The sequence below is a fragment of the Roseicella frigidaeris genome (assembly GCF_003258945.1).
Classification (GTDB): Bacteria; Pseudomonadota; Alphaproteobacteria; order Acetobacterales; family Acetobacteraceae; genus Paracraurococcus; species Paracraurococcus frigidaeris.
The window spans coordinates 89,326-116,119 of the sequence record NZ_QLIX01000005.1 but is presented as its reverse complement, the minus strand read 5'-3'; the positions used below and the strand labels follow the sequence as shown (position 1 = coordinate 116,119).

The window sequence follows — 26,794 nt, the reverse complement described above, 5'->3', positions numbered from 1 at the left end:
TGGAAAAGTGCGCCAGGCGGCCGGTAAGCCGGGTTCTGTCCATCCCCGGAAACCCGAGGACGTGACGGCCATTCCTCTGGGGCGCGCCTCGCGGCGCGCCTCGCGCGGCCAACCCGGGTGGCGGGGCGGGAACGCCCTTGCGTCAGGCCCCGAAAGGCCATCGCCGGCCACCCCTATTCGGCCTTGCTCCCGGTGGGGTTTGCCCTGCCGCCCCCGTTGCCGGGGGCGCGGTGCGCCCTTGCCGCACCCTTTCACCCTTGCCCGCAGGGGGGCTGGGGTTTCCCCCGGTCCCGCGCGGGCGGTCTGCTCTCTGTGGCACTGTCCCTGGGCCTTGGGCGGCCGGCGGCGAACCACCGGCTTCCCTCTGCCCGCCGGCCGTTAGCCGGCACCGTATTCCCGTGGAGCCCGGACTTTCCTCCGGCCCGGCCCGGATGGGCGGGCCGGCGGCCGTCTGGCCACCTGGCGCAGCGGGTTTGTGCGCCGGCGAGGCCCGGCCGGTCAACGGCCCGGCGGCCTCGACTCGGGACCGTTACGCGCCGAGCATCCGAACGAGGCCGGCGAGCCGGGCGAGGGTCTCGGCATCGGCGACGCCATCCACCCGTGCCGGCCGCCAGTGCCGCTGGAAGGCGGCCAGCAGCACGGGGAGCGGCAGGTCGGTGCGGTAGCCGATGGCGCTGAGCAGCGCCGCGGCGGATGCCCCGGCGGGCGCCCCGGCGGGTGCGGGGGCGTCCGCCGCGGCGGGCCAGAGGCCGACGCCGTTCGCCGCCAGCCCCTCCCAGTCGAAGAGCTCGCCCGGATCGGCCTTGCGGTCCGGGGCGATGTCGCTGTGGGCGACGACGTTGATCGGCGGGATCGGATGCCGCGCCAGGATCTCGAGGCAGAGATCGCAGACCGCCGCCATCTGCAGGGCCGGGAAGGGGCGGTAGCCCCAATCATGCCCGGGATTGACGATCTCGATGCCGATGCTGCGGTCGTTCAGCGCCGCCATGCCGCGCCAGTGGGAGATGCCGGCATGCCAGGCGCGGCGCGCCTCCGGCACCAGGCGGAGGACGGCGCCATCCTCCTCGACCACGTAGTGCGAGGAGACCCGGGCCGCCGGGTCGCGCAGCCGGGCGATCGCCTCGGCGCCGCTGCGCATGCCGGTATAGTGCAGCACCAGCGTATCGATCGCGGCCCCGGCGGGGCGGTCGTCCTGGTTCGGGCTCGGCAGCTCCCGGACCCCCGGGCTCAAGGCCCGGCCCCGCATCCGGCCCCACATCGGACCCCATGCTGGCTCACAGGTTGCGTTCCCGCTTCACCCGGTCCCAGGCGGCATTGATCTCCGCCACCTTGTCGGTCGCGCGCTTGACGAATTCCGGCGGCACGCCGCGGGAGGCGAGGCTGTCCGGGTGGTTCTCCCGCATCAGCCGCCGCCAGGCCTGGCGCAGCGCATCGTCGCTCGCCGAGCGGGGGACGCCGAGCACCGCATAGGGGTCGGGCCCGCTCGTGGCCGGTGCCGCCTGCTGGCTGTTGGTGCTGCGGCCGTCGCGCGCCCGTTCCCAGGACGGGGCGTCGAGGCCGAAGCCGAGCTGCACGCCCTGCAGATAGGCGACCTCGGCCTTGGTGAGCGGCCCATCGGCGCGGGCGATCTGGAAGAAGGCGGCGAGCACGTCCTCCAGCATCCCCTTGTTGTCCTGGAAGGCCTCGCCGAGGCGCCGGGCGAAGGGGCGATAATCGTCCTGCGAGGCGCGCGCCTGGTCGAAGAGCCGCCCGACCTCCCGGAGGTTCTCCGGCGGGATGCGGAAGAGGCGCTTGAAGGTGTCGATCTCCTCGCGCTTCACCGGGCCGTCGCAGCGCGCCAGCTTGGCGGCCAGCACGACGACGGAGATGGCGAAGAGCTGCTCCTTCGACCCGAGCATCGCGGCGAGGTCCGCCGCCTGCCGCACCGAGGTGCGGGTGAACATCCCGCCCTGGCTGCCGCCATTCTGGTCCGCGGCATGGCCGAGCGCCGCGCCCATGACGGCACCGAGGGGGCCACCGGTCACGAAGCCGGCCACGCCACCGATGATCTTGCCCCAGAGGCTCAATGCCGACATCCCGTTGCTGCGCAGGACTTACCATGCGCGGGGCGGGGCGGGGGAGATTTGCCGTGCATCCTGCCCCGGATCCCGAAGGGCGCCCGGACTAACATTCCCGGCACGGGGACGTACAGGTGCGCATGGCGGGTCCGGCGCGATCGAGTCCCGCGGCGAGGAGGCGGCCGGGGCCGGGCGCGCCGCGGGCCGGGCCCGCGACTCGTGCGGTGGGCCCGGCCGGCCGCGGGACGCCCTCATGCCCGTCGCACGACATTCCGGCCTGCGGCCCGCCGGGCCGAGCGGGCGCCGCGCCCAGTGGCGCGAGGCCAGTGGCGCGAGGCCAGTGGCGCGACGCCAAGCTGCCGGAGGCAGCGCCCGGCGCCTGAGGCGCAGGACGATGAAACCGTCCCGCGCTCGGTCTCAGAGCGTCGCCGCCGCGCGCGCGGCGGCCTCGTAGAAGCCCGAGAGGGTCCGCAGCAGCGCCGCGACGCTCGCCAGCGCCGCGCCGTCGGGGCCCGCCGCGCCGACCGGCTCGGCCAGCAGCCGCTCGCGCAACGCGGCGTAGCGGGCGCAGAGGGCGGCGCCCTCCGGGGTGATGCCGACCAGCTTCTCCTTGCCGGCGCGGCTGACGCGCACCAGCCCGGCCGCGGCGAGCTTGCGGATGGCATAGGTGGCGATGTGCGCATCCTCGATCGCCAGCGCGAGCAGGATCTCCGCCTGCCGCTTCGGCCGGTCGCGGTGCTGCACCGTGTGCAGGATCAGGATCTCGGTCGGCGACAGGCCGGGCATGCCGGCGGCGGCCATGCAGCCCGCCATCCAGCGCTGGAAGGCGTGGCTGGCGAGGATCAGCCCGTACTCGACCTCCGACAGGCCGGGCGAGGCGCCGGCGGCCAGATGCGCGGAGGATACGATCGGGCCGGGCGGCGACGCGCCCGGGCGGCGGAGTGAGGGCATGGCGGATCTCCCGATCGGTATGTTGACAGAATACCGATAAATTATCAATAAAACGATCAGATGCCGGCCCCGCCGCCCTGGCCTGCGGTCTTGCAAGCGGCGCCGGGCATTGCCATCACGCGAGCGGCGGAGGACAGCGATGAGCGGGGCCTGGCAGTTCTGGATCGACCGCGGCGGCACCTTCACCGACATCGTGGCGCGCGACCCCGAGGGCCGGCTCTCGACCGCCAAGCTGCTCTCCGAGAATCCCGGCCGCTACCGCGACGCCGCCGTCGCCGGCATCCGGCAATGCCTCGGCCTCGCGCCCGACGCGCCGATCCCGCCCGGCCGCATCGAGGCGGTGAAGATGGGCACGACGGTGGCCACCAACGCCCTGCTGGAGCGCAAGGGCGAGCGGGTGCTGCTGCTGGTCAACCGCGGCTTCGCCGACCTGCTGCGCATCGGCAACCAGGCCCGGCCGCGCCTCTTCGACCTCGATGTCCGCCTGCCCGACCTGCTGCACGAACGCGTGGCCGAGATCGGCGGCCGGGTCGCGGTGGACGGCACCGAGATCGAGCCGCTCGACGAGGTCGGGGCGCGGGCCGCCCTGCGGGCCGGCTTCGATGCCGGCATCCGCGCCGTCGCGGTCGCCCTCATGCATGCCTGGGCGCATCCGGCGCAGGAGCAGCGGCTCGGCGAGATCGCCCGCGAGACCGGCTTCACCCAGGTCTCGCTGAGCCACCAGGCGAGCCCGCTGCCGCGCATCGTCCCGCGCGGCGACACCACCGTGGTCGATGCCTATCTCTCGCCGATCCTGCGGCGCTACGTGGAGCAGGTGGCGAGCGAGCTGAACGCCGGTGCCACGGGCGACGGGCGTGAAGCGGCCGGACGGAATCCCGTCCGATCGGCCGGCGCCGCAGGCGACGGGCGTGAATCGGCCGGGCAGAGTTCCGTCCGGCTCTATTTCATGCAGTCGAGCGGCGGCCTCGCCGAGGCCGGGCATTTCCAGGGCAAGGACGCCATCCTCTCCGGCCCCGCCGGCGGCATCGTCGGCGCCGCCCGCACCGCCGCCATGGCCGGCTTCGAGCGGATCATCGGCTTCGACATGGGCGGCACCTCCACCGATGTCGCCCTCTATGCCGGCGCCTTCGAGCGGGCCTTCGAGACGCAGGTCGCCGGGGTGCGCATGCGCGCGCCGATGATGGCGATCAACACCGTCGCGGCCGGCGGCGGCTCGATCCTGCATTTCGACGGCGCCCGCTACCGGGTGGGGCCGGACAGCGCCGGCGCCGTGCCCGGCCCGGCCTGCTACCGCCGCGGCGGGCCGCTGACCGTGACGGATGCCAATGTCATGGTCGGCAAGATCCAGCCGCGGCATTTCCCGAGCGTCTTCGGCCCGGAGGGCGACCAGCCGCTCGATGCCGAGGTGGTGCGGGAGAGGTTCGCCGCCCTGGCGCGGGAGATCGCGGCGGCGACCGGCACGCCGCAGGACCCGCGCGCCGTCGCCGAGGGCTTCCTGCGGGTCGCCGTCGCCAACATGGCGAACGCCATCAAGCAGGTCTCGATCCAGAAGGGGCACGACGCCACCCGCTTCGCCCTGCAATGCTTCGGCGGCGCGGGCGGCCAGCATGCCTGCCTGGTCGCCGACGAGCTGGGCATGGAGACCGTCTTCATCCACCCCTTCGCCGGCGTGCTCTCCGCCTATGGCATGGGCCTCGCCGACCAGGCGGTGATCCGCGAGGCCGCGGTGGAGGCGCCGCTCGCCGAGGCCGGCATGGCGGATCTCGCGGCGCGGCTCGATACGCTGGCGGCGGCGGGGCGGGAGGAGCTGCTGCGCCAGGGCGCGGCGCCGGAGCGCATCCGCGTCGAGCGCCGGCTGCACCTGCGCTATGCCGGGACCGACAGCTTCCTGCCCATCCCCTTCGGCAGCCATGCCGCGGTGCTGCAGGCCTTCACCGCGGCGCATCGCCAGCGCTTCGGCTTCGCCACGCCGGAGCGCGAGGTGGTGGTCGAGGCCTGCATCGCCGAGGTCATCGCGGCCGGCGAGGCGGTGGCGGAGGCGCGGCTGCCCGCGCGGCCACCGGGGGAGGCGCCGGCACCGCTCGACACCGTGCCGCTCTTCACCGGCGGCGCCGAGGCCGCGGCGCCGGTCTTCGACCGCGATTCGCTGCTGGCCGGCGACCGCCTCGCCGGTCCGGCGCTGCTCCGCGAGGCGAATGCCACCACCGTGGTCGAGCCCGGCTGGACCGCCGAGGTGACGCCGCTCAACCACCTCGTCCTCCGCCGCACCAGCCCGCGCGAGGCGGCGCGGGTCTCGGCCACCGGCCGGCCGGACCCGGTGATGCTGGAGCTGTTCAACAACCTCTTCATGAGCATCGCCGAGCAGACCGGGGCGGTGCTGCAGAACACCAGCCTCTCGGTGAACATCAAGGAGCGGCTGGACTTCTCCTGCGCCCTGTTCGACGCGACCGGGGCGCTGGTGGCGAACGCGCCGCACGTGCCGGTGCATCTCGGCGCCATGGGCGAGAGCGTGCGGACGGTGATCCGGCTGCGCGGCCCGGCCAGCGCCGCGCCCCTGCGGCCGGGCGACGTGGTGGCGCTGAACAACCCCTACAACGGCGGCACGCACCTGCCCGACATCACGGTCATCACCCCGGTCTTCGACGCGGCGGGGGAGGAGATCCTGTTCTTCGTCGGCTCGCGCGGCCACCATGCCGATATCGGCGGCCTGACCCCCGGCTCCACCCCGCCCGAGTCCCGCAGCCTGGAGGAGGAGGGGGTGGTGATCGACAATTTCCTCCTCGTCGAGCAGGGGCATTTCCGCGAGGCCGAGTTCCGCGCCCTGCTCGCCGGCGCGGCCTATCCGGCGCGCAGCCCGGACGTGAACGTCGCCGACATCAAGGCGCAGGTCGCGGCCAACGAGAAGGGCGTGCAGGAGTTGCGGCGGGCGGTCGGGACCTTCGGGCTCGACACCGTCCGGGCCTATATGCGGCACGTCATGGACAATGCCGAGGAGAGCGTGCGCCGCGTCCTCGACCGGCTGCAGGACGGCGCCTTCGAGACCCGGCTGGATGACGGCACGCCGCTCCGGGTCGCGGTGCGGGTGGACCGGGAAGGGCGCCGGGCGGTGATCGACTTCACCGGCACGGGCGAGCAGCGGCCGAGCAATTTCAATGCCCCGGCCGCGGTCTGCCGCGCGGTGGTGCTCTACTGCTTCCGCGCCCTGGTGGGCGAGGAGATCCCGCTGAACGATGGCTGCCTGACGCCGCTGGAGATCCGGGTGCCGCCCGGCAGCTTCCTCTCGCCGCATCCCGGCGCGGCGGTGGTCGCCGGCAATACCGAGGTGAGCCAGGTCACCTGCAACGCCCTGCTCGCCGCCCTCGGGGCCTGCGCCTCGGCCCAGGCGACGATGAACAACGTGCTGTTCGGCGATGCGCGGTACCAATATTACGAGACCGTCTGCGGCGGCGTCGGCGCCGGGCCGCTGCCGGGCGGCGGCGGCTTCGATGGCTGGGGGCCGGTGCAGACGCACATGACCAACACCCGCATGACCGATCCGGAGGTGCTGGAGCTGCGCTACCCCGTCCGCCTCGAGGAATTCTCCATCCGCCGCGGCTCCGGCGGCGCCGGGCGCTGGCGCGGCGGCGACGGCGCGCGGCGGCGCATCCGCTTCCTGCAGCCGATGCAGGCGGTGATCGTCGCCTCGCGGCGCAACGTCGCGCCGCATGGCTTGGCGGGCGGGGCGGATGGCGCGCCGGGGCGGCAATGGGTGGAGCGCGCGGATGGGCGCATCGACCCCATCCCGGGCAATGCCGGCAGCGCCGAGCTCGCGGCTGGCGATGTGCTGGGCCTGGAGACGCCGGGCGGCGGCGGCTGGGGCCCGCCCGCGGACCTGCCCGGGGGCCACCCTGTCTGAGGCGGAGCCCGGGCCGGGCCGCCACCGCGCCGCCCGGGTGAGGGGCCAGGCGGGAGGCCAGGCGAGAGGCCGGGCAGGGGGGCAGGGCCGCCCGCGATGATCCGGCGCGTTCTCCTCGCCCTGCTCGGCCTGCTGCTGCTGCTCGTCGCGGCGCTCTTCAGCGTGCCGCGGCTGCTCGACTGGGAATCCTGGCGGCCGCAGCTCGCCGAGCTGGCGAGCGGCCGGCTCGGCCGCCCCGTGCGCCTCGACGGCCCGATCACCCTGGTGCTGCTGCCGCAGCCGCGGGTGGAGGCGCGCAACGTCTCGATCGGCCCGGCGGGGGACGGCCTCAGCATCGCCGCCCGCAGCATGCGGCTTCGCCTCGATCTCGGCGCGCTGCTCGCCGGCCGGCTGGAGCCGCGCGAGATCGCCCTCGTCGGCGGCGACATCGCCCTGCCCTGGCCGCCCGTCGCCCTGCCGGGCTTCCGCGTGCCGCCCTGGATCGGGCCGCTCGAGGCGGAGCTGGAGGATTGCCGGCTGCGCCTCGGCGGGCTGCAGGCGGAGGCGGTGAATGCCCGCCTGGTCACCGGCGGCCCGGTGCAGGCAGTGGTCGCGGAGGGGAACCTCGCCTGGCGCGGCTATGCGGCGCGCGTCGCGGTGCAGCTCGGCCGCGCCGGCTTCGACGGCGTGGCGCCGCTCGACCTCACCCTCTCGGGCGCCGGCTCCACCCTCTCGGCCCGCGGCATGCTGGCGCCGGAGGGCGGCTTCGAGGGGCGCGTGGAGGCGAGCGGCAGCGATCTCGCCGCCCTCATGCCGGTGCCCGGCGGCGCCTGGCGGGCGACCGGGCGCCTCACCGCCGCCGCCGACCTGATCGCCGCCGACGGCCTCAACATCGAGATCGGCGGCCAGGCGGCGCGCGGCGCCGCGACGCTGCGCCTCGCGCCCGATACGCGGCTCGACATCGCCCTCGCCGCCGGCCGGCTCGATCTCGATGCCTGGGTCGCCGCCCTGCGCGGGGCGCGCGGCTATGCGCTGCCGGCCGCGGTCCCGGTCAGCATCGACCTCTCCGCCGAGGCGACCGGCTTCGCGGGCCTGCCGCTGCGGCGGCTCCGCGGCGCCTTCTTCCTGGAGGGCGAGCGGCTCTCGCTCTCCGACGTCTCCGCCCTGCTGCCGGGCGAGACCGAGATCGAGGTGGCCGGCGCCACGGCCGGCCCGCGCATGGAGCTGGCGCTCCGCTTCAAGGGCAGGACCATCCGCGACACGCTCGCCGCCCTCGGCCTGCCGCTCGCCGGCACCGATCCCTCCCGGCTGCGCGAGGCCGAGGGGCGCTTCAAGCTGACGCTCGAGGGCGCCGAGGCGGTGGTCTCCGACCTCGCCGCCAGCATCGACGGGGCGCGGCTCACCGGCAACGGCGTCTGGCGGCAGGGCGGCGCGCGCCCCGCCCTCGGCCTCGGCCTCGCCATCGACCGGCTCGACCTCAACGGCGTGCTGCCGCGGCTGCCGGACGCCGCGGGCCTCAATGCCCGTCTCGCCGGCCTCGACCTCAATCTCCGCCTCGCCGCCGACAAGGTGGTCTGGCGCGACCTGACGGCGGATCGGGCGGCCTTCGACGCGGCGCTCGAGAATGGCCGCGCGACGCTGCGGCGGCTGGCGCTGCGCAGCGGCGAGATGGATGTCGCCGCCTCCGGCGCGGTGCAGCTCGGCGCGCCGCCGCGGCTCTCCGACGCCAATCTCGAGCTGAGCGGGGCGGGGGCGGCGCTGCTGCCGCTGCTGCCGGCGGAGTGGTCCGGCCTGGCGCCGCTGCTCGCCCAGCCCCTGACCCTCAGGCTTGCGGCGAATGGCGTGCCGGAGGCGCTGGCGCTCCGGGCCGAGGGCGATCTCGGCGCGCTGCGCGCCGAGGCGGGCGGCACGCTGGACACGGTGCAGCGCCGCGGCAGCGGCACCCTCACCCTCCGCCATCCCGGCGCGCCGCGGCTGCTGGCGCCGCTGCTCGGCGAGGCGGTGGCCTGGCTCGGACCGGGCTCCTTCTCGGCGATCCTCGGCCTCGCCGGCCAGGGCCGGACCGTGACGGCGGAGCATCTCGACCTGGTGGCGGGCGGCTTCCGGGGGCGCGGCCAGGTGGCGCTCGCGCTCGATGGCCCCCGGCCGCGGCTGACCGGCCGCTTCGCCGCCGAGACCCTGCCGCTGCCGGAGCTGACCCTGCGCGGCACCGAGCCGCTGCGCCTCGACCGGCTCGGCGCGCTGGATGCCGAGCTGGCGCTGGAGGCGGCGCGGATCGAGGCGCTGGGCCGTCCGGTGCTGGAGCAGGCGGCCGGCACGCTCCGGCTCGCCGAGGGCAGCCTGCGCCTGGAGGGGCTGCAGGCGAGGCTCGGGGGCGGGACGCTGAAGGGCGCGCTGACGGTGGACGGGGCCGTGGCGCCGCCACGCCTCGGGCTCGAGGCGACGCTCGCTGATGCGATCATCACCGGCCCGCTGCTCGATCTGCCGCTCGACCTCAGCGCCGGGCGGGCCGAGGGGCAGGTCCGGCTCGCCGCCTCCGGGCACAGCATGGCGGCGCTGCTGGCGACGCTCGACGGCGAGGCGACGGTCGCGCTGCGCGACGGCATGCTGCTGGGCTTCGACCTGCCGGCCCTGCAGGCGGCCGCCGGCATCACCGATCTGCGGCCGGCCGAGGCGGCGATGCGGCGGGCCCTCGCCGGCGGCGCCACCGCCTTCGAGCGCCTCGAAGGGGTGCTGCGGCTGGCGGAGGGCCGGGCGGTGCTGGACGGCACGCGGCTGCTGACCGAGGGGGCCGGCGAGGCGGTGGCGAGCGGCGGGATCGAGCTCGGCCGGGGCGCGCTCGACCTGCGGATCGGGGCGCGGCCGGTCGCCGAGGCGCCGGAGATCGGCCTGCGCCTCACCGGCCCGGCCGGCGCGCCGCAGCGCCTGCCGGAACTCGCCGCCTTCCTGCGCTGGCGCGCCGAGCATTGAGACCGGGCGCGGGACGGTTTCGCCGTCCTGCCTCTCGGGCGCCGCGCCCGCGCAGCCGCCAGTAACGGGCCGCCAGTAACGGGCCGCCGGGGGTCCGGGCCGCCAAGTATCGGCGCGCCCGCGGCCAGTCGCGCGGCAGAAGAGGCGCTGCCGGGCGGGGCTATCCGCCCTGTACCGCCTGCAGCGCCTCGGCCAGGCCGCGGGCGAGTTCGGCCTCGCCATAGGGTTTCTGGATGACCGGCATGGCCGGCGCGAGGCCCTCGTTCCCGGGCATGATGGCGCCGGTGGCCAGCAAGATGGCCAGCGCCGGCCAGCGCCGGCGGATCGCCGCGAGGCATTCGAGGCCCTGCGTCTCGCCCGGCAGGAGGGTGTGGACGAAGAGCAGGTCCGTGCCGTCCGGCGCCCGTTCCAGGCGGTCGAGCGCGGCCTCCGGGTCGGGCACGGTCGTCACCGCATGGCCGGCCTCCTCGAGCAGCCCGGCGGCGAGCCGCCCGACCGCGTCATCCTGCTCGATGAGCAGCACGCGGAGCGGCGGCGGGCCGGCCGCCGGCTCCGCCCGGGCCGCCTGGACCGGCGCCGCCGCCTCCGCGCAGGCCGGCAGGTAGAAGGTGACGGTGGTGCCGCGGCCCGGCTCGGTGTCGATCGCCAGCGTGCCGCCGGACTGCTTGGCGAAGCCATAGGCCTGGCTCAGCCCGAGCCCGGTGCCCTGGCCCACGGGCTTGGTGGTGAAGAAGGGTTCCAGCACGCGATCGAGCAGGTGCTTCGGGATGCCGGTGCCGGTATCGCTGACCCGGACGGCGACGTAGCGGCCCTCGAGCCCGTGCCGGCGATCGTCGAGCAGGCGGTTCTCCGCCTCGAAGCGCAGCAGCCCGCCCTGCGGCATGGCGTCCCGCGCATTGATGGCGACGTTGATCAGGGCCAGCTCGAACTGGGTGGGATCGACCACCACCGTCCAGAGCGAATCCGGCACCGCGACCTCGAGCCGGATCTCGCGGGGGATCGACCGCGCGGCGAGGCTCGCCGCCTCCTGCACCCGTTCGGCGGTGCGGATCGCCTCGCTCTGCATGGGCAGGCGGCGGGAGAAGGCGAGGAGCTGGCGGGTCAGCGCCGCCCCGCGGGCGGTGGCCGCCTGCAGGCTGGCCAGGATCTCGCCGGCCTGCAGCGCCTCCTTCGGCACCCGCCGCTCGATCAGCCGGAGGCCGCCGCCGATGATCTGCAGCAGGTTGTTGAAATCGTGCGCCACGCCGCCCGTGAGCTGCCCGATCGCCTCGAGCCGCTGCGACTGCGCGAGCTGCTCGCGCATCTCCTCGAGCGCCTCCTGCGCGGCGCGGCGCTCGGTGGCGTCGCGCGTGATCTTGACGAAGCCGGCGAGCTTCCCGTCCTCGCGCACCGCCGCGGTCACCGCGCTCGCCCAGAAGCGCGCGCCGTCCTTGCGGACCCGCCAGCCCTCGGCCTCGAAGCGGCCCTCGCCGGCGGCGACGACCAGGGCCCGCGCCGGCAGGCCCTCCGCCCGGTCCTCCTCGGTGAAGAAGCGCGCATAGGACTGGCCGAGGATCTCGCTGGCGGCATAGCCCACGAGACGCTCGGCGCCGGCATTCCAATTGCTGACCCGCCCGTCGAGATCGAGCATGAAGATGGCGTAGTCGGTCACGCTCTCGACCAGCAGGCGGAAGCGCCGCTCGCTCTCCCGCAGAGCCTGCTCGGCGCGCCGCCGCTCGGTGACGTCGCGCGTGAGCTTGGCGAAGCCGATCAGCCGGCCCTGGTCGTCATGCACCGGCTGGACGGTGACCTGCGCCCAGAAGCGGGTGCCGTCGCGGCGCAGCCGCCAGCCCTCGCCCGCGAACTGTCCGGTCCGCACCGCCATGGCCAGCACCCGCGCCGGCAGGTCGCGCTGCCGGTCCTCGGGCGTATGGAAGCGCGAGACATGCGTGCCGAGCACCTCGGCGGCGGTGAAGCCGGTGATGCGCTCGGCGCCGGCATTCCAGCTGCTGACATGCCCCTCGGTGTCGAGCATATAGAGGGCGCAGTCGACCACGCCCTGGACGAGCAGCCGGAAGCGCCGCTCGCTCTCCGTCAGCCGGTCGCGCAGCGGCGCCCAGGCCTCCGGGTCCCAGGCCGCCATGGCGAAGCCGGCCAGCCGGCCCGCCGCGTCCCGCATGGCCTGCGCCAGGGTGAGGGTGCGGGCGCGGGTGCCGTCGCCGCGGCTGTACCACCCCTTGATCCAGTGGCGCTCGCTGCGCCCCGCCTCGGCGAGGAGGGCGGCGGGCAGGCCGGCGGCGCGCTCCTCCTCGCCGAACAGGCGGGCGAAATCCTGGCCGAGGACATCCGCGGCGGCGTGCCGGGTGAACCGGGCCGCCGCCTCGCTCCAGTGCGTGACGCGGCCCTCGGCATCGAGCAGGTAGATCGCCTGGTCGGCCAGGACCTCCGCGAACGACTGCTCGCTATCCGGTGGTGCTGCCGCGGCCATGCTTCCCATCGGCCCTTCCTTCCGTGGCGACCCATCCATGGCGGCCGATCCGTGCATCCGGGCACGCCGCGACGGTATCGCCGTTGCGGCGTGCTGGGTATCCCCGACGCGGGAGGCTGCGCCGGCGGCGCGATGAAACATCTGTTGCGAGATGGTGTGGCCTATGAGACATGTGGATTATGGTGGAGGACCAGCCCATCGCCGCGCTGCGCCGGGCGCTTCCCGGCCTGCCGCCCCGGCTGCAGGCCGCGGCGCGCTTCGTCGCGCGCCATGATTTCGATGCCGCCACCCGCTCGATGCGCGAGCTCGCCGCCGCCGCCGGCGCCAGCCCTGCCACCTTCACGCGGCTGGCCCAGGCGCTCGGCTATGCCGGCTGGGACGGGCTGCGCGCGGCGCTGATCGAGACCCGGCGGCCGCCGGCCACCCCCTTCTCGCGCCGCGTCTCGCCCGCCTCGGCGCCCCCGACCGCGGCGGACATTCCCGCCCGGCTGCTGGAGGCCGATGCGGCGAGCCTCGGCGGCCTCGAGGCCGCGCCGATCGCCGCCGCCGCCGGCGCCCTGCACGCGGCGCCCCGCATCTGGGTGGCGGGCTTCCGCTCCTGCCGCGGAATCGCGCAGCTGCTGCATTACCAGCTCCGGCTCTTCCGGCCGGCCGATATCGCGCTGGTCGGCGGCGCCGGGCCGGAGGATCTCGATCTCGGCGCGCTGGCCGCCGGCGACGCCATGGTCGTGATCGGCTTCGCGCCCTATTCGCGGCAGAGCCTGCGCGCCGCGCGCGTCGCGCTCGAGGCCGGCTGCCGCCTGGTCGTGCTGGCCGATGCGCCGGCCGCGCCCATCGCCGAGGGGGCCGAGCACCTCCTGCTCTTCGAGGCGGCGGCCGGCCCGGGCTTCTTCCCCAGCCTCACCGGCGCCCTCGCCACCGCCCAGGCGCTGGCCGCCGCCTGCTTCGCGCTCGGCGGCGAGCCGGCCCTCGCCCGGCTGCGCGCCACCGAGGCGCGCCTCGCCGCGCTCGCCGAATACCTGCCCGATCCGGAGACCTCATCATGACCGCCGCCGTCACCGAAGCCCCGCCGCGGCCGAGCCGCGTGCTGCACCGCTCCTCCCGCGCCGTGCCGCCGCGCGCCATCGGCGGCCACGGCATCTGGCTGGTCGAGGAAGGCGGGCGGGAGGTGATCGACGCCTCCGGCGGCGCCGCCGTCTCCTGCCTCGGCCACCAGCATCCGCGCATCGTCGCGGCGATCCAGCGGCAGGCCGGGCAGCTCTGCTACGCCCATACCGGCTTCTTCACCAACGCGCCGGCGGAAGACCTGGCCGAGGAGCTGGTCGGGGCGGAGCCGGGCGGCCTCGCCCAGGCCTATTTCGTCGCCGGCGGCTCGGAGGCGGTGGAGGCGGCCATCAAGCTGGCGCGGCAATATGCCATCGAGACCGGCCAGCCGGCGCGCACCCGCTTCATCGCCCGCCGCCAGAGCTACCACGGCAACACCCTCGGCGCGCTCTCGGCCGGCGGCAACGCGGCGCGCAAGGCGCCCTATGCGCCGCTGCTCTCGCCCGCCTTCAGCCATGTCTCGCCCGCCTTCGCCTATCACGGCCAGCATCCGGGGGAGGACGAGGCCGCCTATGTCGCCCGCCTCGCCGACGAGCTGGAGGCGGAGTTCCAGCGCCTCGGCCCGGGCAATGTCGCCGCCTTCATCGCCGAGCCCGTGGTCGGCGCGACCGCCGGCTGCGTGCCCGCGCCGGCCGGCTATTTCCGCGCCGTACGCGCCATCTGCGACCGGCACGGCGCGCTGCTGATCCTCGACGAGGTGATGAGCGGCATGGGCCGCACCGGCACGCTGCATGCCTGGCAGCAGGAGGGGATCGCGCCCGACATCCAGGCCATCGCCAAGGGCCTCGGCGGCGGCTACCAGCCGATCGGCGCGGTGCTCGTGGCCGGCCGCGTCGTCGAGGCCATCGCCCGCGGCTCGGGCGCCTTCCAGCACGGCCATACCTATCTCTCGCATGCGCTCGCCTGCGCCGCCGCGCTCGAGGTGCAGCGGGTAATCCGCGAGGAGGGACTGCTGGAGAATGTCGTCGCCATGGGCGAGCGCCTGCAGCGCCGCCTGGCGGAGCGCTTCGGCAACCACCACCATGTCGGCGACATCCGCGGCCGCGGCCTGTTCCGCGCCATCGAGCTGGTCGAGGACCGCGCCGGCAGGCGCCCCTTCGACCCGGCGCTGACGCTGCATGCGCGCATCAAGCAGGAGGCCTTCGCCCGCGGCCTCGCCTGCTATCCCGGCGGCGGCACGCTGGACGGGGTGCGCGGCGACCATGTGCTGCTGGCGCCGCCCTACATCGTCGCGCCCGAGGAGATCGACCTCATCGTGGAGCGGCTGGGCGAGGCGGTGGATGCCGCCCTCGCCGGCCTGCCGCGCTGATCCCATCCGACACAGGAGGAAGACCCGTTTCATGAAGCGCCTGATCCTCGCCGCCGGCCTGCTCGCCGGCGCCGCCCTTGCCGCGCCGGCCGGCGCCGCGACGCTCGACACGGTGAAGCAGCGCGGCCAGCTCGCCTGCGGCGTCTCCACCGGCTTCGCCGGCTTCTCCACCCCGGACAGCCAGGGCGCCTATAAGGGCCTCGACGTCGATTACTGCCGCGCCATCGCCGCCGCCGTGCTCGGCGATGCGACGAAGGTGCGCTTCGTGCCGCTGACGGCGCAGAACCGCTTCACCGCGCTGCAGTCGGGCGAGATCGATGTGCTGCTGCGCAACTCCACCCAGACCTTCCTGCGCGACGCCTCGATCGGCCTCAACCAGGGGCCGGTGAATTTCTACGACGGCCAGGGCTTCGCGGTGAAGCGCGAGGCCGGCGTCGCCAAGGTGGCCGACCTCAACGGCGCGACCATCTGCGTGGCGCAGGGCACGACGCATGAGGTGACGCTCGGCGACATGACGCGGGCGCGCAAGATGCAGATCCAGCCCGTGGTCTTCGAGCGGCCGGACACCATGTACCAGGCCTTCTTCGCCGGCCGCTGCGACGCCATGACGCAGGATGCCTCGGCGCTGGCCGGCGCGATCAGCGTGGCGCCGAAGCCGGCCGACTACATGGTGCTGGCCGAGACCATCTCGAAGGAGCCGCTCGGCCCCTTCACCCGCAACGGCGACGAGCAGTGGTCGAACATCGTGGCCTGGGTGCATTACGGCCTGGTCGAGGCGGAGGAGGCCGGCATCACCGCCGCCAATGCCGAGGAGCAGGCGAAGGGCGCCAACCCGGTGGCGCAGCGGCTGCTGGGGAGCAGCGGCGAGTTCGGCTCGCGCCTCGGCCTCGACAACCGCTGGATGCTGACCGCCATCAAGGCGGTGGGCAATTACGGCGAGATCTTCGAGCGCAATGTCGGCAAGGACAGCCCGCTGAAGCTGCCGCGCGGGCTGAACGGGCTCTGGACCGGCGGCGGGCTGATGTACGCCATTCCGTTCCGGTGAGACGGGCAGGGGGGGGCGCCGGCCCCCCCTCGCGCCGCGGACGCTTCGGCGGCAGACTGCGGGCCCCAGCCCATACCGATCCGGGGGTCCGCATGCCAAGCCGCGAAGGCGCCATCGCCCGCGCCGCCGCCTTCTTCGACGAGGGCCGCTTCAAGGCGCTGCTCGCCGACCTCGTCGCCATCCCCTCCACCGCGCAGGAGCCGGAATTCGCCCCCGAGCTCGAGCGCTACCTGCGCCAGGCGATCCAGCCCTGGGTGGAGCGGATGGGCTTCGCGGTCGCCATCCATCCCAATCCGCTGGAGGGCTTCGGCCCCATCCTCACCGCCGAGCGGATCGAGGACCCGGCCCTGCCGACCGTCCTGCTCTACGGCCATGGCGACACGGTGCGCGGCCTCGACGCGCAATGGCGCAAGGGGCTCGTGCCCTGGACCCTCACCGAGGAGGGCGACCGCTGGTATGGCCGCGGCACCGCCGACAACAAGGGCCAGCACGCCATCAACCTCGCGGCGCTGGAGGCGGTGCTGGCGGAGCGCGGCGGCAGGCTCGGCTGCAACGTCAAGCTGCTGCTCGAGATGGCGGAGGAACGCGGCTCGCGCGGGCTGCAGGAATTCGCCGAGGCCCACAAGGACCTGCTGGCCGCCGATGTGCTGATCGCCTCCGACGGGCCGCGGGTGGAGCCCGATCTGCCGACCATCGCCACCGGCAACCGCGGCATCTTCCAGTTCGACCTGGTGCTGGCGCTGCGCCAGGGCGGCGTGCATTCCGGCCATTGGGGTGGTCTGACGCCCGATCCGGCGATCCGCCTCGGCCATGCCATCGCCGCCATCTGCGACGCCAGGGGCCGAATCCTGGTGCGCGACTGGCTGCCGCGGAACGGCGTGCCGGCGGCGGTGCGGGCGGCGCTGGCCGGCTGCCCGGTGGGCGGCGGGGAGGGGGCGGCGGCGATCGACCCGGACTGGGGCGAGCCCGGCCTGACCGCGGCCGAGAAAATCTATGGCTGGAACAGCTTCATCTTGCTGGCGATGCTGAGCGGCCAGCCGGAGAACCCGATGAACGCCGTCGCGCCCTGGGCGCGCGCCACCTGCCATATCCGCTACATCGCCGACACCGATCCGAACGGCTTCGAGGCGGCGCTGCGGCGCCACCTGGATGCGGCGGGCTTCGCCGACATCGCCATCGAGAAGGCCGGGGTGCGCATGGCGGCGGCCCGCACCGCGCCCGATCATCCCTGGGTGCTCTGGGCGCAGGAGAGCATGCAGCGGAGCCTGGAGGCGCGGGTGCAGGTGATCCCCAACAGCTCCGGCGGGCTGCCGGGCGACGTCTTCGCCGACCAGCTCGGCCTGCCCATGGTCTGGGTGCCGCACAGCTACAATGGCTGCAAGCAGCACGGGCCGGACGAGCACCTGCTGCTGGGGCCGGCACGCCAGGGCATCCGCGCCTTCGCCGGGCTGTGGTGGGATCTCGGCGAGCCGGGGACGCCGCGGCGCTGAGGCCGGAAGGGGGGGCTTGGGGCGGCCGATCGCCTGCCGGGCCGTTACGCTTCCTCACGTCGTGGCGCCGCCCTTGTCATGCTTCGGTTACATGCGCCGTGCATCTCGGTGGTGGATGGCCCGTTGGGGCCCGAGAGGAGGATCTGCCGATGATCACGCTTCGCACGGCATTGCTGAGTACGGCCTTGATGGCCCTGGCCGTGGCGCCCGGCCTGGCGCAGACGCCGGCGCCCGCCGCGCCCCCGCCGGGCGGCCCCGCCGCCGCCCCGCCGCCCCCCGGCCCGCCCGGCGGCGGCCCGCGCCGGCCACGCGCCGATCGCGGCCCGCAGGCGATGTTCAACCAGTTCGACACGAACAAGGACGGCAAGGTCACCTGGGACGAGGCCTGGGCCGTGATCCAGCAGCGTTTCGCCGCCGCCGATCCCGACCGTGACGGCAGCCTGACCATCCAGGAGATGGCCAGCCTGCGCCTCATGCCGGAGCATGGGCCGGGACTGGGCCGCGGGCCGAAGGGGCCGGATCGCGAGCGCATGCTCGGCATGATGTTCCGCGCCCTCGATGCCAACCGCGACGGGGTGGTGACGCTGGAGGAGATCCGGCCGATGGCCGAGGCGCGCTTCCGCGCCCTCGACGCCAATGGCGACGGCGCCATCACGCGGGACGAGGTGCCGCGCCTGCCGCCGCCCCCGCCGCGGGACCGCCACCATCACCGCGGTCATGGCGGGCCGGGGGGCCAGGGCGGCCCGGGCGCGCCGCCGCCCGCCCCGCCGGCGCAGCAGAACTGATCGGCGCGGCCGGGCGGATGCGCCCGGCCGCGCCTCTCCTGCCGGCCGGGGCGTCCACGCCCCGCGGCGATCGGCCCCAGGCCACGATCCGCGCACGCCGGTTCGCGGCCCGTGGTTTGGTCGCGTGAGGCCTGCCTTCGGTGATTCCACCTCAGGCGATCACGCTCTAGGCTCCTGCCCAAGAGGGCCCCGCGGCCCTCCACGGGAGGACACCATGATCCAACGCCGCGCCATCCTCGGCGCCAGCCTGCTCGCCACGGCCGGTGCCAGCCGCCTCGTCCATGCCCAGGCCCGCCGACCGGAAGAGACCATCCGCATCGGCATCCTGCACGACATGTCGGGCGCCTATCGCGACATCGCCGGGCCGACGAGCGTGGTCTGCGCCCGCCAGGCGATCCGCGAGTTCACCGCCTCCCACCCGGACATCCCCGTCGAGCTGCTCGTCGCCGACCACCAGAACAAGTCGGATGTCGGGCTTTCCATCGCCCGGCAGTGGTTCGACCGCGACAATGTCGACATGGTGCTCGGCGTCAGCAATTCGGCGCTCGCCATCGCCCTGAAATCGGTGATCGAGGCCAAGGACAAGGCGCATATCAACACCGGCGCGGCGACCTCGGCGCTGACCTCGGAGTATTGCAGCCCCAACTCCATCCACTGGAGCTACGACACCTGGTGCCTCTCCCATGCCACCGGCGCGCCGCTGGTGAAGCAGGGCTGGGACAGCTGGTTCTTCATCACGCCGAACTACGCCTTCGGCCAGATGCTGCAGGCCGACACCACCCATTCGGTCGAGGGCGCGGGTGGCAAGGTGCTGGGATCGATCAGCTATCCCTTCCCGGAGACCACGGACTACTCCGCCTTCCTGCTCAAGGCGCAGTCGAGCGGCGCCAAGGTCGTCGCCTTCCTCGGCGCCGGCACGGATTTCGTGAATGCGGTGAAGCAGGCGCAGGAATTCGGGCTGATGAAGCCGGGCCGCCGCTTCGTCGGCCTCACGGGCTACATCAACAGCGTCATGGCGCTCGGCCTGCCGACGGCGCAGGGCCTGACCCAGACCGAGACCTTCTACTGGGACCTCAACCCGCGCACCCGCGCCTTCATGGGCCGGGTGAAGGGCCAGCTGCCGCCCGAGACCTTTCCGTGCCACAACCATGCCGGCGACTATGCGGGGTTGCTGCACTATCTGAAGGCCGTGGCCTCGATCGGGGTCGCCAAGGCCAAGGCCTCCGGCCGCGACACGGTGACGGCGATGAAAGCCCTGCCCACCGATGACGACTGCTTCGGCGCCGGCAGCATCCGCAAGGACGGACGCAAGCTGCACCCGACCTATCTGTTCGAGGTGAAGAAGCCGAAGGACAGCCGCGGGCCGGGGGATGTCTACAGCGTGCTGGCGGAGACCTCGGCCGAGCAATCCTTCCGCCCGATCGCCGACGGCGCCTGCGCCATGGCCAAGGGCTGAGACGACCGAGACTGCCGACGGTGCCGCGGGGCCGGTCCGCCCGGCGGCATTGCCGGTGCCGATGACGACGGCTGGCGGCATTGCCTGTCATCCCTCTGCCGCACGCTTCGGAGCGTGCGGCCGATAGCAGAGCTATGAAGATCGTGGCGCAGGACGGAGGGGCGCCGCCTCACTGCCTTGTCGCCCTCCACCGTTCCAGGCCGTCGGCAACGCCATCACGGGCCGATGCGCCCGAACAGGCGTCCAGCAGCCGGGCGTCACCAATGGCCAAGGCGAAGAAGCGGGGTGTTTCGGGCGGGCGGTGGTGGGCGCGACAGGGATTGAACCTGTGACCCTTCGCGTGTGAAGCGAATGCTCTCCCGCTGAGCTACGCGCCCGGGAGGCCGGGGAATAGGCGGCGGGCGGGGCGGAGTCAAGCCGGCCCCGGAGCGCAGCCGGCGCGCCGGCTCGACAGGCTGTTATGGCCAGACGGCACCACGGCGGTTGCTGCGCTGCGGCGACCCTCCCTATCCTGGCGCATGGCGCGTTCCTGGCTGCTCCACCCGGCCTGCCTGGCCGGCCTGCTCGCCCTCCCGGCCCCGCAGGCCGCGGCGGAGACGCTGCTCGCCCATTACCTCGTCCGCGCCGCCGGGCTGCAGGTGATGGATGTCGAGGCGGAACTCGCTCTCGACGGGCCGCGCTACCGGGTCCGCACCCATATCCGCACCACCGGCCTCGCCGGGGTCCTCAGCCGCGGCGACCAGGTGACGAGCGCCGAGGGGCGCTGGCAGGGCGGCGAGCCCGTCCCGGTCCGCTACCGGGTGGAGGGGATCTGGCGCGGCGGCCGGCGGGAGGTGGCGCTGGACTGGCCGAGCCCGGGGCAGCCGGTGCTGCGGGCCCTCGACCCGCCGAACGAGGCGGATCGCGAGGCGGTGCCGGAGGGCCTCACCCGCAACACCATGGATGCGCTCTCGGCGCTGGCCAAGCTGACCCGCACCGTCGCCCGCACCGGCCGCTGCGACGCCGCCGCGGCGGTCTATGACGGGCGGCGGCGGGCGGATTACAGCGTGACGACGGTCGGGATGGAAAGCCTGCCGGCGGAAGGCGGCGTCGCCGGGCCGGCGCTGCGCTGCGCCTTCGAGAGCCGGCTGCTGGCCGGCCGCCGCGGCGAGGAGGACCCGGAGGAGGCGCGCCGGCCGCAGCCCGCGACCGTCTGGTTCGCCCGCCCCCTGCCGGGCCGCGAGCCGATCCCGGTGCGGATCGAGATGCCGAGCCGCTGGTTCGGCACCATCCGGGTGGTGCTGGCCGGGGTCGAGGCGCTGCCCTCAGGGCAGGAGGTCGCGCAGCAGCGGCACTAGCTGCGCCGGGCTGCGGGCGATGCCGGCCGCGCCCTCGGCCATGGCGAGCGTGCCGTAGCCCCAGCCGGCGAAGAGGCAGGGCAGGCCGGCGCCCCGCGCCGCCAGCACGTCGTTGCGGTGGTCGCCGATCATGACCGCCCGCGCCGGATCGCCGCCGGCCGCCGCCAGCGTCCCGAGCAGATGCCCCGGATCGGGCTTGCGCACCGGGAAGCTGTCGCCGCCGCCGACCGCGGCGAAGCGGCCGTCGAGGCCGAGCGCCGCCAGCAGCGCCGCGGTCGCCGCCGCCGGCTTGTTGGTGCAGACCGCCAGGCGCCAGCCCAGGCCCGCCAGCGCATCGAGCGCCGCGGCGATGCCGGGGAAGAGCGCCGTCGCCTCCGCCGCCCGCGCCGTGTAGTCGGCGGTGAAGCGCGCCAGCAGCGCCTCGGAGAAGGGCAGGTCGCGGGCGGCGGCGGCCCGCTCGATCAGGGCGCGGACCCCGTCGCCGATCATCCCAGTCACCTCCGCCCGGGTGAAGGGCGGGCGGCCCTCTTCCGCCACCAGGCGGTCGAGGGCGGCGTGGATGTCGGGCGCGCTGTCGACCAGCGTGCCGTCGAGGTCGAAGACGGCGGTACGGGGCATGATCCGGCCTAGAACATCCCGGCGCGGACCGGCAAGGGGTGAGACGGCCGGGCTGTGCGCCAGGCGATGGACGCCGGGCGGCCGGTCCGGTCACACCTGGCAAAGCTTCTTGATCCAGCTTCCCTTGCCCCGGCCAGCCCCGGCCGATACCCGGAGACGCCATGCCCGCTGCCGCCATCATCCTCGCCGCCGGTCTCGGCACCCGCATGCGGAGCGCCTTGCCCAAGGCCATGCACCCCGTGGCGGGGCGGCCGATGATCAACCACCTCCTCGCCGCCTGCGAACCGGTCTTCGAGCGCATCGTCGTCGTGGTCGGGCCGGGCATGCTGACGCTGGAGCGCGCCGTCGCGCCGCACGCCACCGTGGTGCAGGCCGAGCGCCTGGGGACCGGCCATGCGGCCCGCCAGGCGGCGCCGCTGCTGCGCGACTTCCCCGGCGATGTCGCGGTGCTCTATGCTGACAACCCGCTGATCGAGACCCCGACCATCGAGCGGCTGGTGCGGCGCCGGGCCGGGCCGGAGGGGGTCGGCCTCGCCCTGCTCGCCATGCGCCCGCAGGATCCCGGCCGCTACGGGCGGGTGCTGCAGGATGCGGCGGGCGATGTCGCGCGCATCGTCGAATGGGCCGATGCGAGCGAGGCGGAGCGCGCGGTCGGCCTCTGCAACGCCGGCGTGGTCTGCGCCCCGGCGGGCGATCTCTGCCGCTGGCTGGACGCCATCGGCAACGACAATGCCAAGGGCGAGTACTATCTGACCGACATCGTCGGCCTCGCCGTGGCCGATGGCCGCCGCGTGGTGGCCGAGGAGGCGGCGGAGGCGGAGCTGGCCGGCGCCAACAGCCGCGCCGAGCTCGCCGGGCTCGAGGCGGGGATGCAGGCGCGGCTGCGCGCGGCGGCGATGGCCGGCGGCGCCACCCTGACCGCGCCGGAGACGGTCTTCCTCGCCTGGGACACGCGGCTCGGCCAGGATGTGAGCATCGGGCCCAACGTGGTCTTCGGCCCCGGCGTCACGGTGGAGGACGGGGTCGAGATCCGCGCCTTCAGCCATCTCGAGGGCTGCGTGGTGCGCAGCGGCGCCATCATCGGCCCCTTCGCCCGGCTGCGCCCCGGCACCGAGGTGGGGTCCGCGGCGCATGTCGGCAATTTCGTCGAGCTGAAGGCCGCCAGCCTCGCCGAGGGGGCGAAGGTTAATCACCTGTCCTATCTCGGTGACGTGACGGTCGGGGCGCATTCTAACATCGGCGCCGGAACGATTACGTGCAACTATGACGGCATGAACAAGCACCGCACCACCATCGGTACGGGCGCCTTCATCGGCAGCGACACCGCCCTGGTGGCGCCTGTCCGGGTGGGCGACCGCGCCCTGGTCGCGGCCGGCAGCGTCATCACCGAGGACGTGCCGGACGATGCCCTCGCCATCGCGCGCGGGCGCCAGGCGACCAAGGCGGGGCGGGGCTTCAGGGGCAAGCAGGCCGGCGGACGCAAGGCCTGACGCGGTGGGATCGGCGGCGAGCGAAGAGGATCAGGGGCGATGTGCGGCATCGTGGGGGTCGTGGGGAAGGCCGAGGCGGCGCCCTTGCTGCTGGAGGCGCTGCGGCGGCTGGAATATCGCGGCTATGACAGCGCCGGCATCGCCACGCTGGTGAACGGCCATATCGAGCGGCGGCGCGCCGAGGGCAAGCTCGGCAACCTGGCCGCGGCGCTGGAGCGCGAGCCGCTGACCGGCACCACCGGCATCGGCCATACCCGCTGGGCGACGCATGGCGCGCCGACCGAGCGCAACGCGCATCCGCATTCCACCCGCCGGGTCAGCGTGGTCCATAACGGCATCATCGAGAACCATGCCGAGCTGCGGGCCGAGCTGGAGGCCAAGGGCGCCGTCTTCGAGACCGAGACCGACACCGAGACCTTCGTGCGGCTGGTGGACGACTACCTCGCCCATGGCAGCCCGCCGCGCGAGGCCTTCGCCGCGGCGCTGAAGCGGGTGCACGGCGCCTTCGCCCTCGCCGCCATCTTCTCCGGCCATCCGAAGCTGCTGCTCTGCGCCCGCCAGGGCGCGCCGCTCGCCATCGGCTTCGGCGAGGGCGAGATGTTCGTCGGCTCCGACGCGCTGGCCCTCGCCCCGCTCACCCGCCGCATCGCCTATCTCGAGGAGGGCGACTGGGCCGTGGTGGACGGCGAGGGGGCGCAGTTCTTCGACGCCGCGCACCAGCCGGTCGAGCGCCAGGTGGTGGTCACCGCCGTCTCCGGCGCCGCGGTGGGCAAGGGCAACTACCGCCACTTCATGGAGAAGGAGCTGCACGAGCATCCGGCGGTGCTCGGCGACACGCTGCGACAGTATCTCGACCCGAAGACGCTCGAGGTGCGCCTGCCGCGCCTGCCCTTCGACCCGGCGCGGGTGCCGCGGCTGACCATCTCCGCCTGCGGCAGCGCCTTCCTCGCCGGCGCGGTCGGCCGCTACTGGATCGAGGAGCTGGCGCGGCTGCCGGTGGATGCCGATGTCGCCAGCGAGTTCCGCTACCGCGACCCGCCTCTGGCCGAGGGCGGCGCCGCCATCCTGGTCTCGCAGTCCGGCGAGACGGCGGACACCATGGCGGCGCTGCGGCTGCTGAAGGCGGGCGGGCAGAAGGTGCTCTCGGTGGTCAACGTGCCCGAGAGCTCTATGGCGCGGGAGAGCGACGGCGCGGTGCTGACCGTGGCCGGGCCGGAGATCGGCGTCGCCTCGACCAAGGCCTTCACCGCCCAGCTTGCGGTCATGGCCTGCCTCGCCATCGGCTTCGGCCGGGCGCGGCGGGAGCTCTCGACCCTCGACGAGGGGCGGCTGACCCAGGCGCTGCTCGAGGTGCCGAGCCAGGCGGCGCAGATCCTGGAACAGGATGCGCAGATCCGCGACCTCGCGGCGGAGGTGGCGAAGGCGCGGGACGTGCTCTTCCTCGGCCGCGGCAGCCTCTACCCGATCGCGCTGGAAGGCGCGCTGAAGCTGAAGGAGATCAGCTACATCCATGCCGAGGGCTATGCGGCGGGGGAGATGAAGCACGGGCCGATCGCGCTGATCGACAGCGCTGTGCCGGTGATCGCCCTTTGCCCGACCGGGCCGCTCTTCGAGAAGACCGCCTCCAACCTGCAGGAGGCGGCGGCGCGCGGCGGGCGCATCATGGCCTTCACCGATGCCGATGGCGTGGCGCCGCTCTCGCGCTTCGCCGAGCATGTGATCGAGCTGCCCAAGGTCGGCGCCTTCTCGACGCCGATCCTCTACGCCATCCCGGTGCAGCTCCTCGCCTATCATGTGGCGGTGCTGAAGGGCACGGATGTGGACCAGCCGCGCAACCTGGCGAAGAGCGTCACGGTGGAATAGGGCAGGGGGCCGAAGCCCGGCCGTCCTGGAGGGAGCCGACGGAGAAGGGGCGTTCCGTCGCTTCCTACGCCGCAGGCCACCAGCGCAGCCTGCGTGACCGCAGATGGGCGGCAAACGCCCTAGCCGTGCGGGGCATCGGCCGCGCGCCGGGGCGGTTCGCCGCGCGGCCCTGGCGGGCGGGGCGGCGCCAGCCAGCCTGGGTGGAGACGGGCTGGCGCCTCGGTCGCCGGCACGACGGGTGCGGATGCCCGGCGGCCATGGCCACCGTACCAAGCGTTCCACCACGGTGCCGCGCATTCCAGCAGCGGCACCGGCGATGGCAGCGGGTGGCATTGGTGGCGGCAGGCGGCCGCCGCGGGCGCCGCCCGCCCGGGGGAACCTTCATCCGATGCCGACCAAGCTCCGCCAGCGCGTCGCGTTGCTGTCCTGCGCCATGGGCCTGCTGGCGATGGCGCGACCGGATCCGGCCGCGGCGCAGCCCTCCTTCGCGGACATCATGCCGAACTTCCTCGGCGCCGGCGGCGGCTTCGCGCCGGAATACAGCGGCTCCAGCCGACTGGAAGGGGGGGCGGCGCCGGTCGGCCGCGTCTCGCTCGGCGGGGAGCGCTTCGCCGCCATCACCGGCCCCTTCGCCGAGTTGAACCTGATCGACAGCCCCACCTTCCAGGCAGGCCCGGCGCTGAATTACCGCTTCGGCCGCTCCGGCGCCGAGGATCGGCAGGTTCGTGCGCTCGGCAGCCTCGATGCGGGCGTGGAACTCGGTGGGCGGTTCACCGTGGCCTATTTCAACACGAATGGCATTCCCTTCCGCGCCAGGGCCGGCGTGGCGGTGCTGGCGGATGCCTCCGGCCATTATGGCGGTGCCGCCCTCGTCCCCTCGGCGAGCCTCTGGGTGCCGCTGTCGCGGGAGATCTTCGTGGGGGCCGGCCTGGTGACGCGCTTCGCCTCGGCCGCGCACAACCGCTACTTCTACGGCGTCTCCGCGGCCGGCGCCGCCGCGAGCGGCCTGCGCGCCTTCGAACCCAAGGGCGGCTTCACGACGCTGACGGCCTGGCCCGCCATCGTCTGGCGGTTCCGCGACAATTGGACCCTGGGCGCGGGCATGGCCTACATGCGCCTCTCCGACGAGGTCGCCGGCAGCCCGATCGTCCAGCGGGGCTCGCGCGACCAGTTCATCGGCGGGGTGGCGCTGGCCTATACCTGGTAGGGGCTGCTGGCGGCGCCGGGGACTGCCGGGCCGGCAGGGTGGCGGGCGGCAGGGCGCCATCGCCGGGGAGCCCCCGCCGCGCTCGGCCACGGTGCGGACCGGTTGAACGGGACGAGCGGCACAGCCCTGGTACCGGCAGCGAATGCCCGGCCCCGCCGTCCGATTTAGCCTTCCATAGCAACGACGCAGGAATGGCCGCACCGGATCCAGGGAGGGCGACCGAGCCCTTCGCGGATCAAACCGACAACCGGGCGGCCATGGGATCGAGGTCCCGGGCGATCCGGGTCGTGCGCCGGCGGCGGTGCGCGGTCCCCGGGCGGATGGGATGCAGGAAGGAGATTGGCATGCGGCTTTCCCTGATGATGGCGGCCGGCGCTGCGGCGCTGCTGGCGGGCCCGGCCCTGGCGCAGGCGCCGGCCCAGGGCACCACCACCGCCACCCTCGCCGAGGCCTGCGCCAGCGAGGGGCGCGACGTGGCGGGCGCCACCGCCACCGGCTATTGCCGCGGCTTCATGACCGGCGCCGGCCAGTACCACCGGGAAATCTCGGTCAGCCGGCCGCCGATCTTCTGCCTGCCGGACCCCTCGCCGAGCTTCGATGCGGCCCAGGCCTCCTTCGTCGCCTGGGCGCGCAGCAACCCGCAATACGGCGCCGAGCCGGCGGTGGATGGCCTGATGCGCTGGGCCGCGACCACCTATCCCTGCCCGGCGCAGCCGACGCCCGCCGGCCGTGCCAGCCGCACCAGCCGTCGCTGAGCCAGGAGCCATCGCC

General features: G+C 74.4%; 18 protein-coding genes, 1 tRNA gene and 1 other RNA gene. 13 read left to right on the top strand and 7 right to left on the bottom strand.

The genetic code is table 11. The annotated features are described in order from the left end of the window. Nucleotides 1-8 precede the first annotated feature (8 nt). The 4 genes from rnpB to DOO78_RS09365 form a co-directional block, all read right to left on the bottom strand. An RNA gene (gene rnpB, locus DOO78_RS09380) (RNase P RNA component class A) lies at nucleotides 9-463 on the bottom strand. Nucleotides 464-529: 66 nt separating this feature from the next. Next, nucleotides 530-1,231 (bottom strand): N-acetylmuramoyl-L-alanine amidase, encoded by a 702-nt coding sequence (locus tag DOO78_RS09375; RefSeq protein WP_243634479.1) that lies wholly within the window; start codon nucleotides 1,229-1,231, stop codon nucleotides 530-532. Nucleotides 1,232-1,274: 43 nt separating this feature from the next. Then, the gene (locus DOO78_RS09370; protein WP_111469494.1) at nucleotides 1,275-2,066 is read right to left on the bottom strand and encodes a TerB family tellurite resistance protein; all 792 of its coding nucleotides are present in this window, start codon (nucleotides 2,064-2,066) and stop codon (nucleotides 1,275-1,277) included. Nucleotides 2,067-2,474: 408 nt separating this feature from the next. Then, nucleotides 2,475-3,008: a winged helix DNA-binding protein gene (locus DOO78_RS09365; protein ID WP_111469493.1), complete on the bottom strand. Its 534-nt coding sequence runs from the start codon at nucleotides 3,006-3,008 to the stop codon at nucleotides 2,475-2,477. A gap of 139 nt (nucleotides 3,009-3,147) precedes the next feature. Here DOO78_RS09365 and DOO78_RS09360 point away from each other — a divergent pair, with 139 nt between their 5' ends. Further along, nucleotides 3,148-6,903 carry a hydantoinase B/oxoprolinase family protein gene (locus DOO78_RS09360; protein WP_111469492.1) on the top strand — a complete coding sequence of 1,252 codons (3,756 nt, stop codon included), beginning with the start codon at nucleotides 3,148-3,150 and terminating at the stop codon, nucleotides 6,901-6,903. Nucleotides 6,904-6,999: 96 nt separating this feature from the next. Further along, nucleotides 7,000-9,852 (top strand): AsmA family protein, encoded by a 2,853-nt coding sequence (locus DOO78_RS09355; RefSeq protein ID WP_111469491.1) that lies wholly within the window; start codon nucleotides 7,000-7,002, stop codon nucleotides 9,850-9,852. Between the two features lie 160 nt (nucleotides 9,853-10,012). Here DOO78_RS09355 and DOO78_RS09350 read toward each other — a convergent pair whose 3' ends face one another. Beyond that, nucleotides 10,013-12,328: a hybrid sensor histidine kinase/response regulator gene (locus DOO78_RS09350; RefSeq protein ID WP_165838806.1), complete on the bottom strand. Its 2,316-nt coding sequence runs from the start codon at nucleotides 12,326-12,328 to the stop codon at nucleotides 10,013-10,015. Nucleotides 12,329-12,498: 170 nt separating this feature from the next. Here DOO78_RS09350 and DOO78_RS09345 point away from each other — a divergent pair, with 170 nt between their 5' ends. The 6 genes from DOO78_RS09345 (at nucleotide 12,499) to DOO78_RS09320 (ending at nucleotide 19,508) form a co-directional block, all read left to right on the top strand. Further along, nucleotides 12,499-13,365: a MurR/RpiR family transcriptional regulator gene (locus tag DOO78_RS09345; protein ID WP_111469489.1), complete on the top strand. Its 867-nt coding sequence runs from the start codon at nucleotides 12,499-12,501 to the stop codon at nucleotides 13,363-13,365. Then, nucleotides 13,362-14,732 (top strand): aspartate aminotransferase family protein, encoded by a 1,371-nt coding sequence (locus tag DOO78_RS09340; protein ID WP_111469488.1) that lies wholly within the window; start codon nucleotides 13,362-13,364, stop codon nucleotides 14,730-14,732. Before DOO78_RS09345 ends, DOO78_RS09340 begins: the two co-directional genes overlap by 4 nt. A 31-nt stretch (nucleotides 14,733-14,763) precedes the next feature. After that, the gene (locus tag DOO78_RS09335) at nucleotides 14,764-15,777 is read left to right on the top strand and encodes an amino acid ABC transporter substrate-binding protein (protein ID WP_111469487.1); all 1,014 of its coding nucleotides are present in this window, start codon (nucleotides 14,764-14,766) and stop codon (nucleotides 15,775-15,777) included. Between the two features lie 92 nt (nucleotides 15,778-15,869). Then, complete coding sequence (locus DOO78_RS09330; RefSeq protein WP_111469486.1) at nucleotides 15,870-17,267, top strand: M20 family metallopeptidase; 1,398 nt, start codon at nucleotides 15,870-15,872, stop codon at nucleotides 17,265-17,267. 149 nt (nucleotides 17,268-17,416) lie between these two features. Next, nucleotides 17,417-18,052, top strand: a complete 636-nt coding sequence (locus tag DOO78_RS09325) for an EF-hand domain-containing protein (RefSeq protein ID WP_128080031.1) — start codon at nucleotides 17,417-17,419, stop codon at nucleotides 18,050-18,052. Nucleotides 18,053-18,266: 214 nt separating this feature from the next. Continuing rightward, a complete protein-coding gene (locus tag DOO78_RS09320; protein ID WP_111469484.1) occupies nucleotides 18,267-19,508 on the top strand; it encodes an ABC transporter substrate-binding protein in 1,242 nt (413 codons plus the stop codon). Nucleotides 19,509-19,810: 302 nt separating this feature from the next. Here DOO78_RS09320 and DOO78_RS09315 read toward each other — a convergent pair. Further along, a tRNA-Val gene (locus DOO78_RS09315) sits at nucleotides 19,811-19,885 on the bottom strand. A 141-nt stretch (nucleotides 19,886-20,026) separates the two neighbouring features. Here DOO78_RS09315 and DOO78_RS09310 point away from each other — a divergent pair. Beyond that, nucleotides 20,027-20,845 carry a DUF3108 domain-containing protein gene (locus tag DOO78_RS09310; protein ID WP_111469483.1) on the top strand — a complete coding sequence of 273 codons (819 nt, stop codon included), beginning with the start codon at nucleotides 20,027-20,029 and terminating at the stop codon, nucleotides 20,843-20,845. Here the strand turns inward: DOO78_RS09310 and gph are convergent. Beyond that, complete coding sequence (gph, locus tag DOO78_RS09305; protein ID WP_111469482.1) at nucleotides 20,813-21,463, bottom strand: phosphoglycolate phosphatase; 651 nt, start codon at nucleotides 21,461-21,463, stop codon at nucleotides 20,813-20,815. The two genes, DOO78_RS09310 and gph, sit on opposite strands and share 33 nt — an antisense overlap. A gap of 161 nt (nucleotides 21,464-21,624) precedes the next feature. On the opposite strand from gph, the gene glmU reads away from it, so the two are divergent. From glmU to DOO78_RS09285, 4 genes are all read left to right on the top strand, one after another. Next, nucleotides 21,625-22,953, top strand: a complete 1,329-nt coding sequence (glmU, locus tag DOO78_RS09300; RefSeq protein WP_111469481.1) for a bifunctional UDP-N-acetylglucosamine diphosphorylase/glucosamine-1-phosphate N-acetyltransferase GlmU — start codon at nucleotides 21,625-21,627, stop codon at nucleotides 22,951-22,953. Between the two features lie 39 nt (nucleotides 22,954-22,992). After that, nucleotides 22,993-24,816: a glutamine--fructose-6-phosphate transaminase (isomerizing) gene (glmS, locus tag DOO78_RS09295; RefSeq protein WP_111469480.1), complete on the top strand. Its 1,824-nt coding sequence runs from the start codon at nucleotides 22,993-22,995 to the stop codon at nucleotides 24,814-24,816. Nucleotides 24,817-25,204: 388 nt separating this feature from the next. After that, on the top strand, nucleotides 25,205-26,023 hold the full coding sequence (locus DOO78_RS09290) for a MipA/OmpV family protein (protein WP_165838805.1): 819 nt from the start codon (nucleotides 25,205-25,207) through the stop codon (nucleotides 26,021-26,023). A gap of 344 nt (nucleotides 26,024-26,367) precedes the next feature. Next, nucleotides 26,368-26,778: a Rap1a/Tai family immunity protein gene (locus tag DOO78_RS09285; protein WP_111469478.1), complete on the top strand. Its 411-nt coding sequence runs from the start codon at nucleotides 26,368-26,370 to the stop codon at nucleotides 26,776-26,778. The last annotated feature ends 16 nt before the right edge of the window (nucleotides 26,779-26,794 follow it).

Coding starts and splice junctions, on each gene's coding strand:
- DOO78_RS09365 (WP_111469493.1), bottom strand. CDS start 3,008: ATGCCCTCACTCCGCCGCCCGGGCGCGTCGCCGCCCGGCCCGATCGTA.
- DOO78_RS09360 (WP_111469492.1), top strand. CDS start 3,148: ATGAGCGGGGCCTGGCAGTTCTGGATCGACCGCGGCGGCACCTTCACC.
- DOO78_RS09355 (WP_111469491.1), top strand. CDS start 7,000: ATGATCCGGCGCGTTCTCCTCGCCCTGCTCGGCCTGCTGCTGCTGCTC.
- DOO78_RS09350 (WP_165838806.1), bottom strand. CDS start 12,328: ATGGGAAGCATGGCCGCGGCAGCACCACCGGATAGCGAGCAGTCGTTC.
- DOO78_RS09345 (WP_111469489.1), top strand. CDS start 12,499: ATGGTGGAGGACCAGCCCATCGCCGCGCTGCGCCGGGCGCTTCCCGGC.
- DOO78_RS09340 (WP_111469488.1), top strand. CDS start 13,362: ATGACCGCCGCCGTCACCGAAGCCCCGCCGCGGCCGAGCCGCGTGCTG.
- DOO78_RS09335 (WP_111469487.1), top strand. CDS start 14,764: ATGAAGCGCCTGATCCTCGCCGCCGGCCTGCTCGCCGGCGCCGCCCTT.
- DOO78_RS09330 (WP_111469486.1), top strand. CDS start 15,870: ATGCCAAGCCGCGAAGGCGCCATCGCCCGCGCCGCCGCCTTCTTCGAC.
- DOO78_RS09325 (WP_128080031.1), top strand. CDS start 17,417: ATGATCACGCTTCGCACGGCATTGCTGAGTACGGCCTTGATGGCCCTG.
- DOO78_RS09320 (WP_111469484.1), top strand. CDS start 18,267: ATGATCCAACGCCGCGCCATCCTCGGCGCCAGCCTGCTCGCCACGGCC.
- DOO78_RS09310 (WP_111469483.1), top strand. CDS start 20,027: ATGGCGCGTTCCTGGCTGCTCCACCCGGCCTGCCTGGCCGGCCTGCTC.
- gph (WP_111469482.1), bottom strand. CDS start 21,463: ATGCCCCGTACCGCCGTCTTCGACCTCGACGGCACGCTGGTCGACAGC.
- glmU (WP_111469481.1), top strand. CDS start 21,625: ATGCCCGCTGCCGCCATCATCCTCGCCGCCGGTCTCGGCACCCGCATG.
- glmS (WP_111469480.1), top strand. CDS start 22,993: ATGTGCGGCATCGTGGGGGTCGTGGGGAAGGCCGAGGCGGCGCCCTTG.
- DOO78_RS09290 (WP_165838805.1), top strand. CDS start 25,205: ATGCCGACCAAGCTCCGCCAGCGCGTCGCGTTGCTGTCCTGCGCCATG.
- DOO78_RS09285 (WP_111469478.1), top strand. CDS start 26,368: ATGCGGCTTTCCCTGATGATGGCGGCCGGCGCTGCGGCGCTGCTGGCG.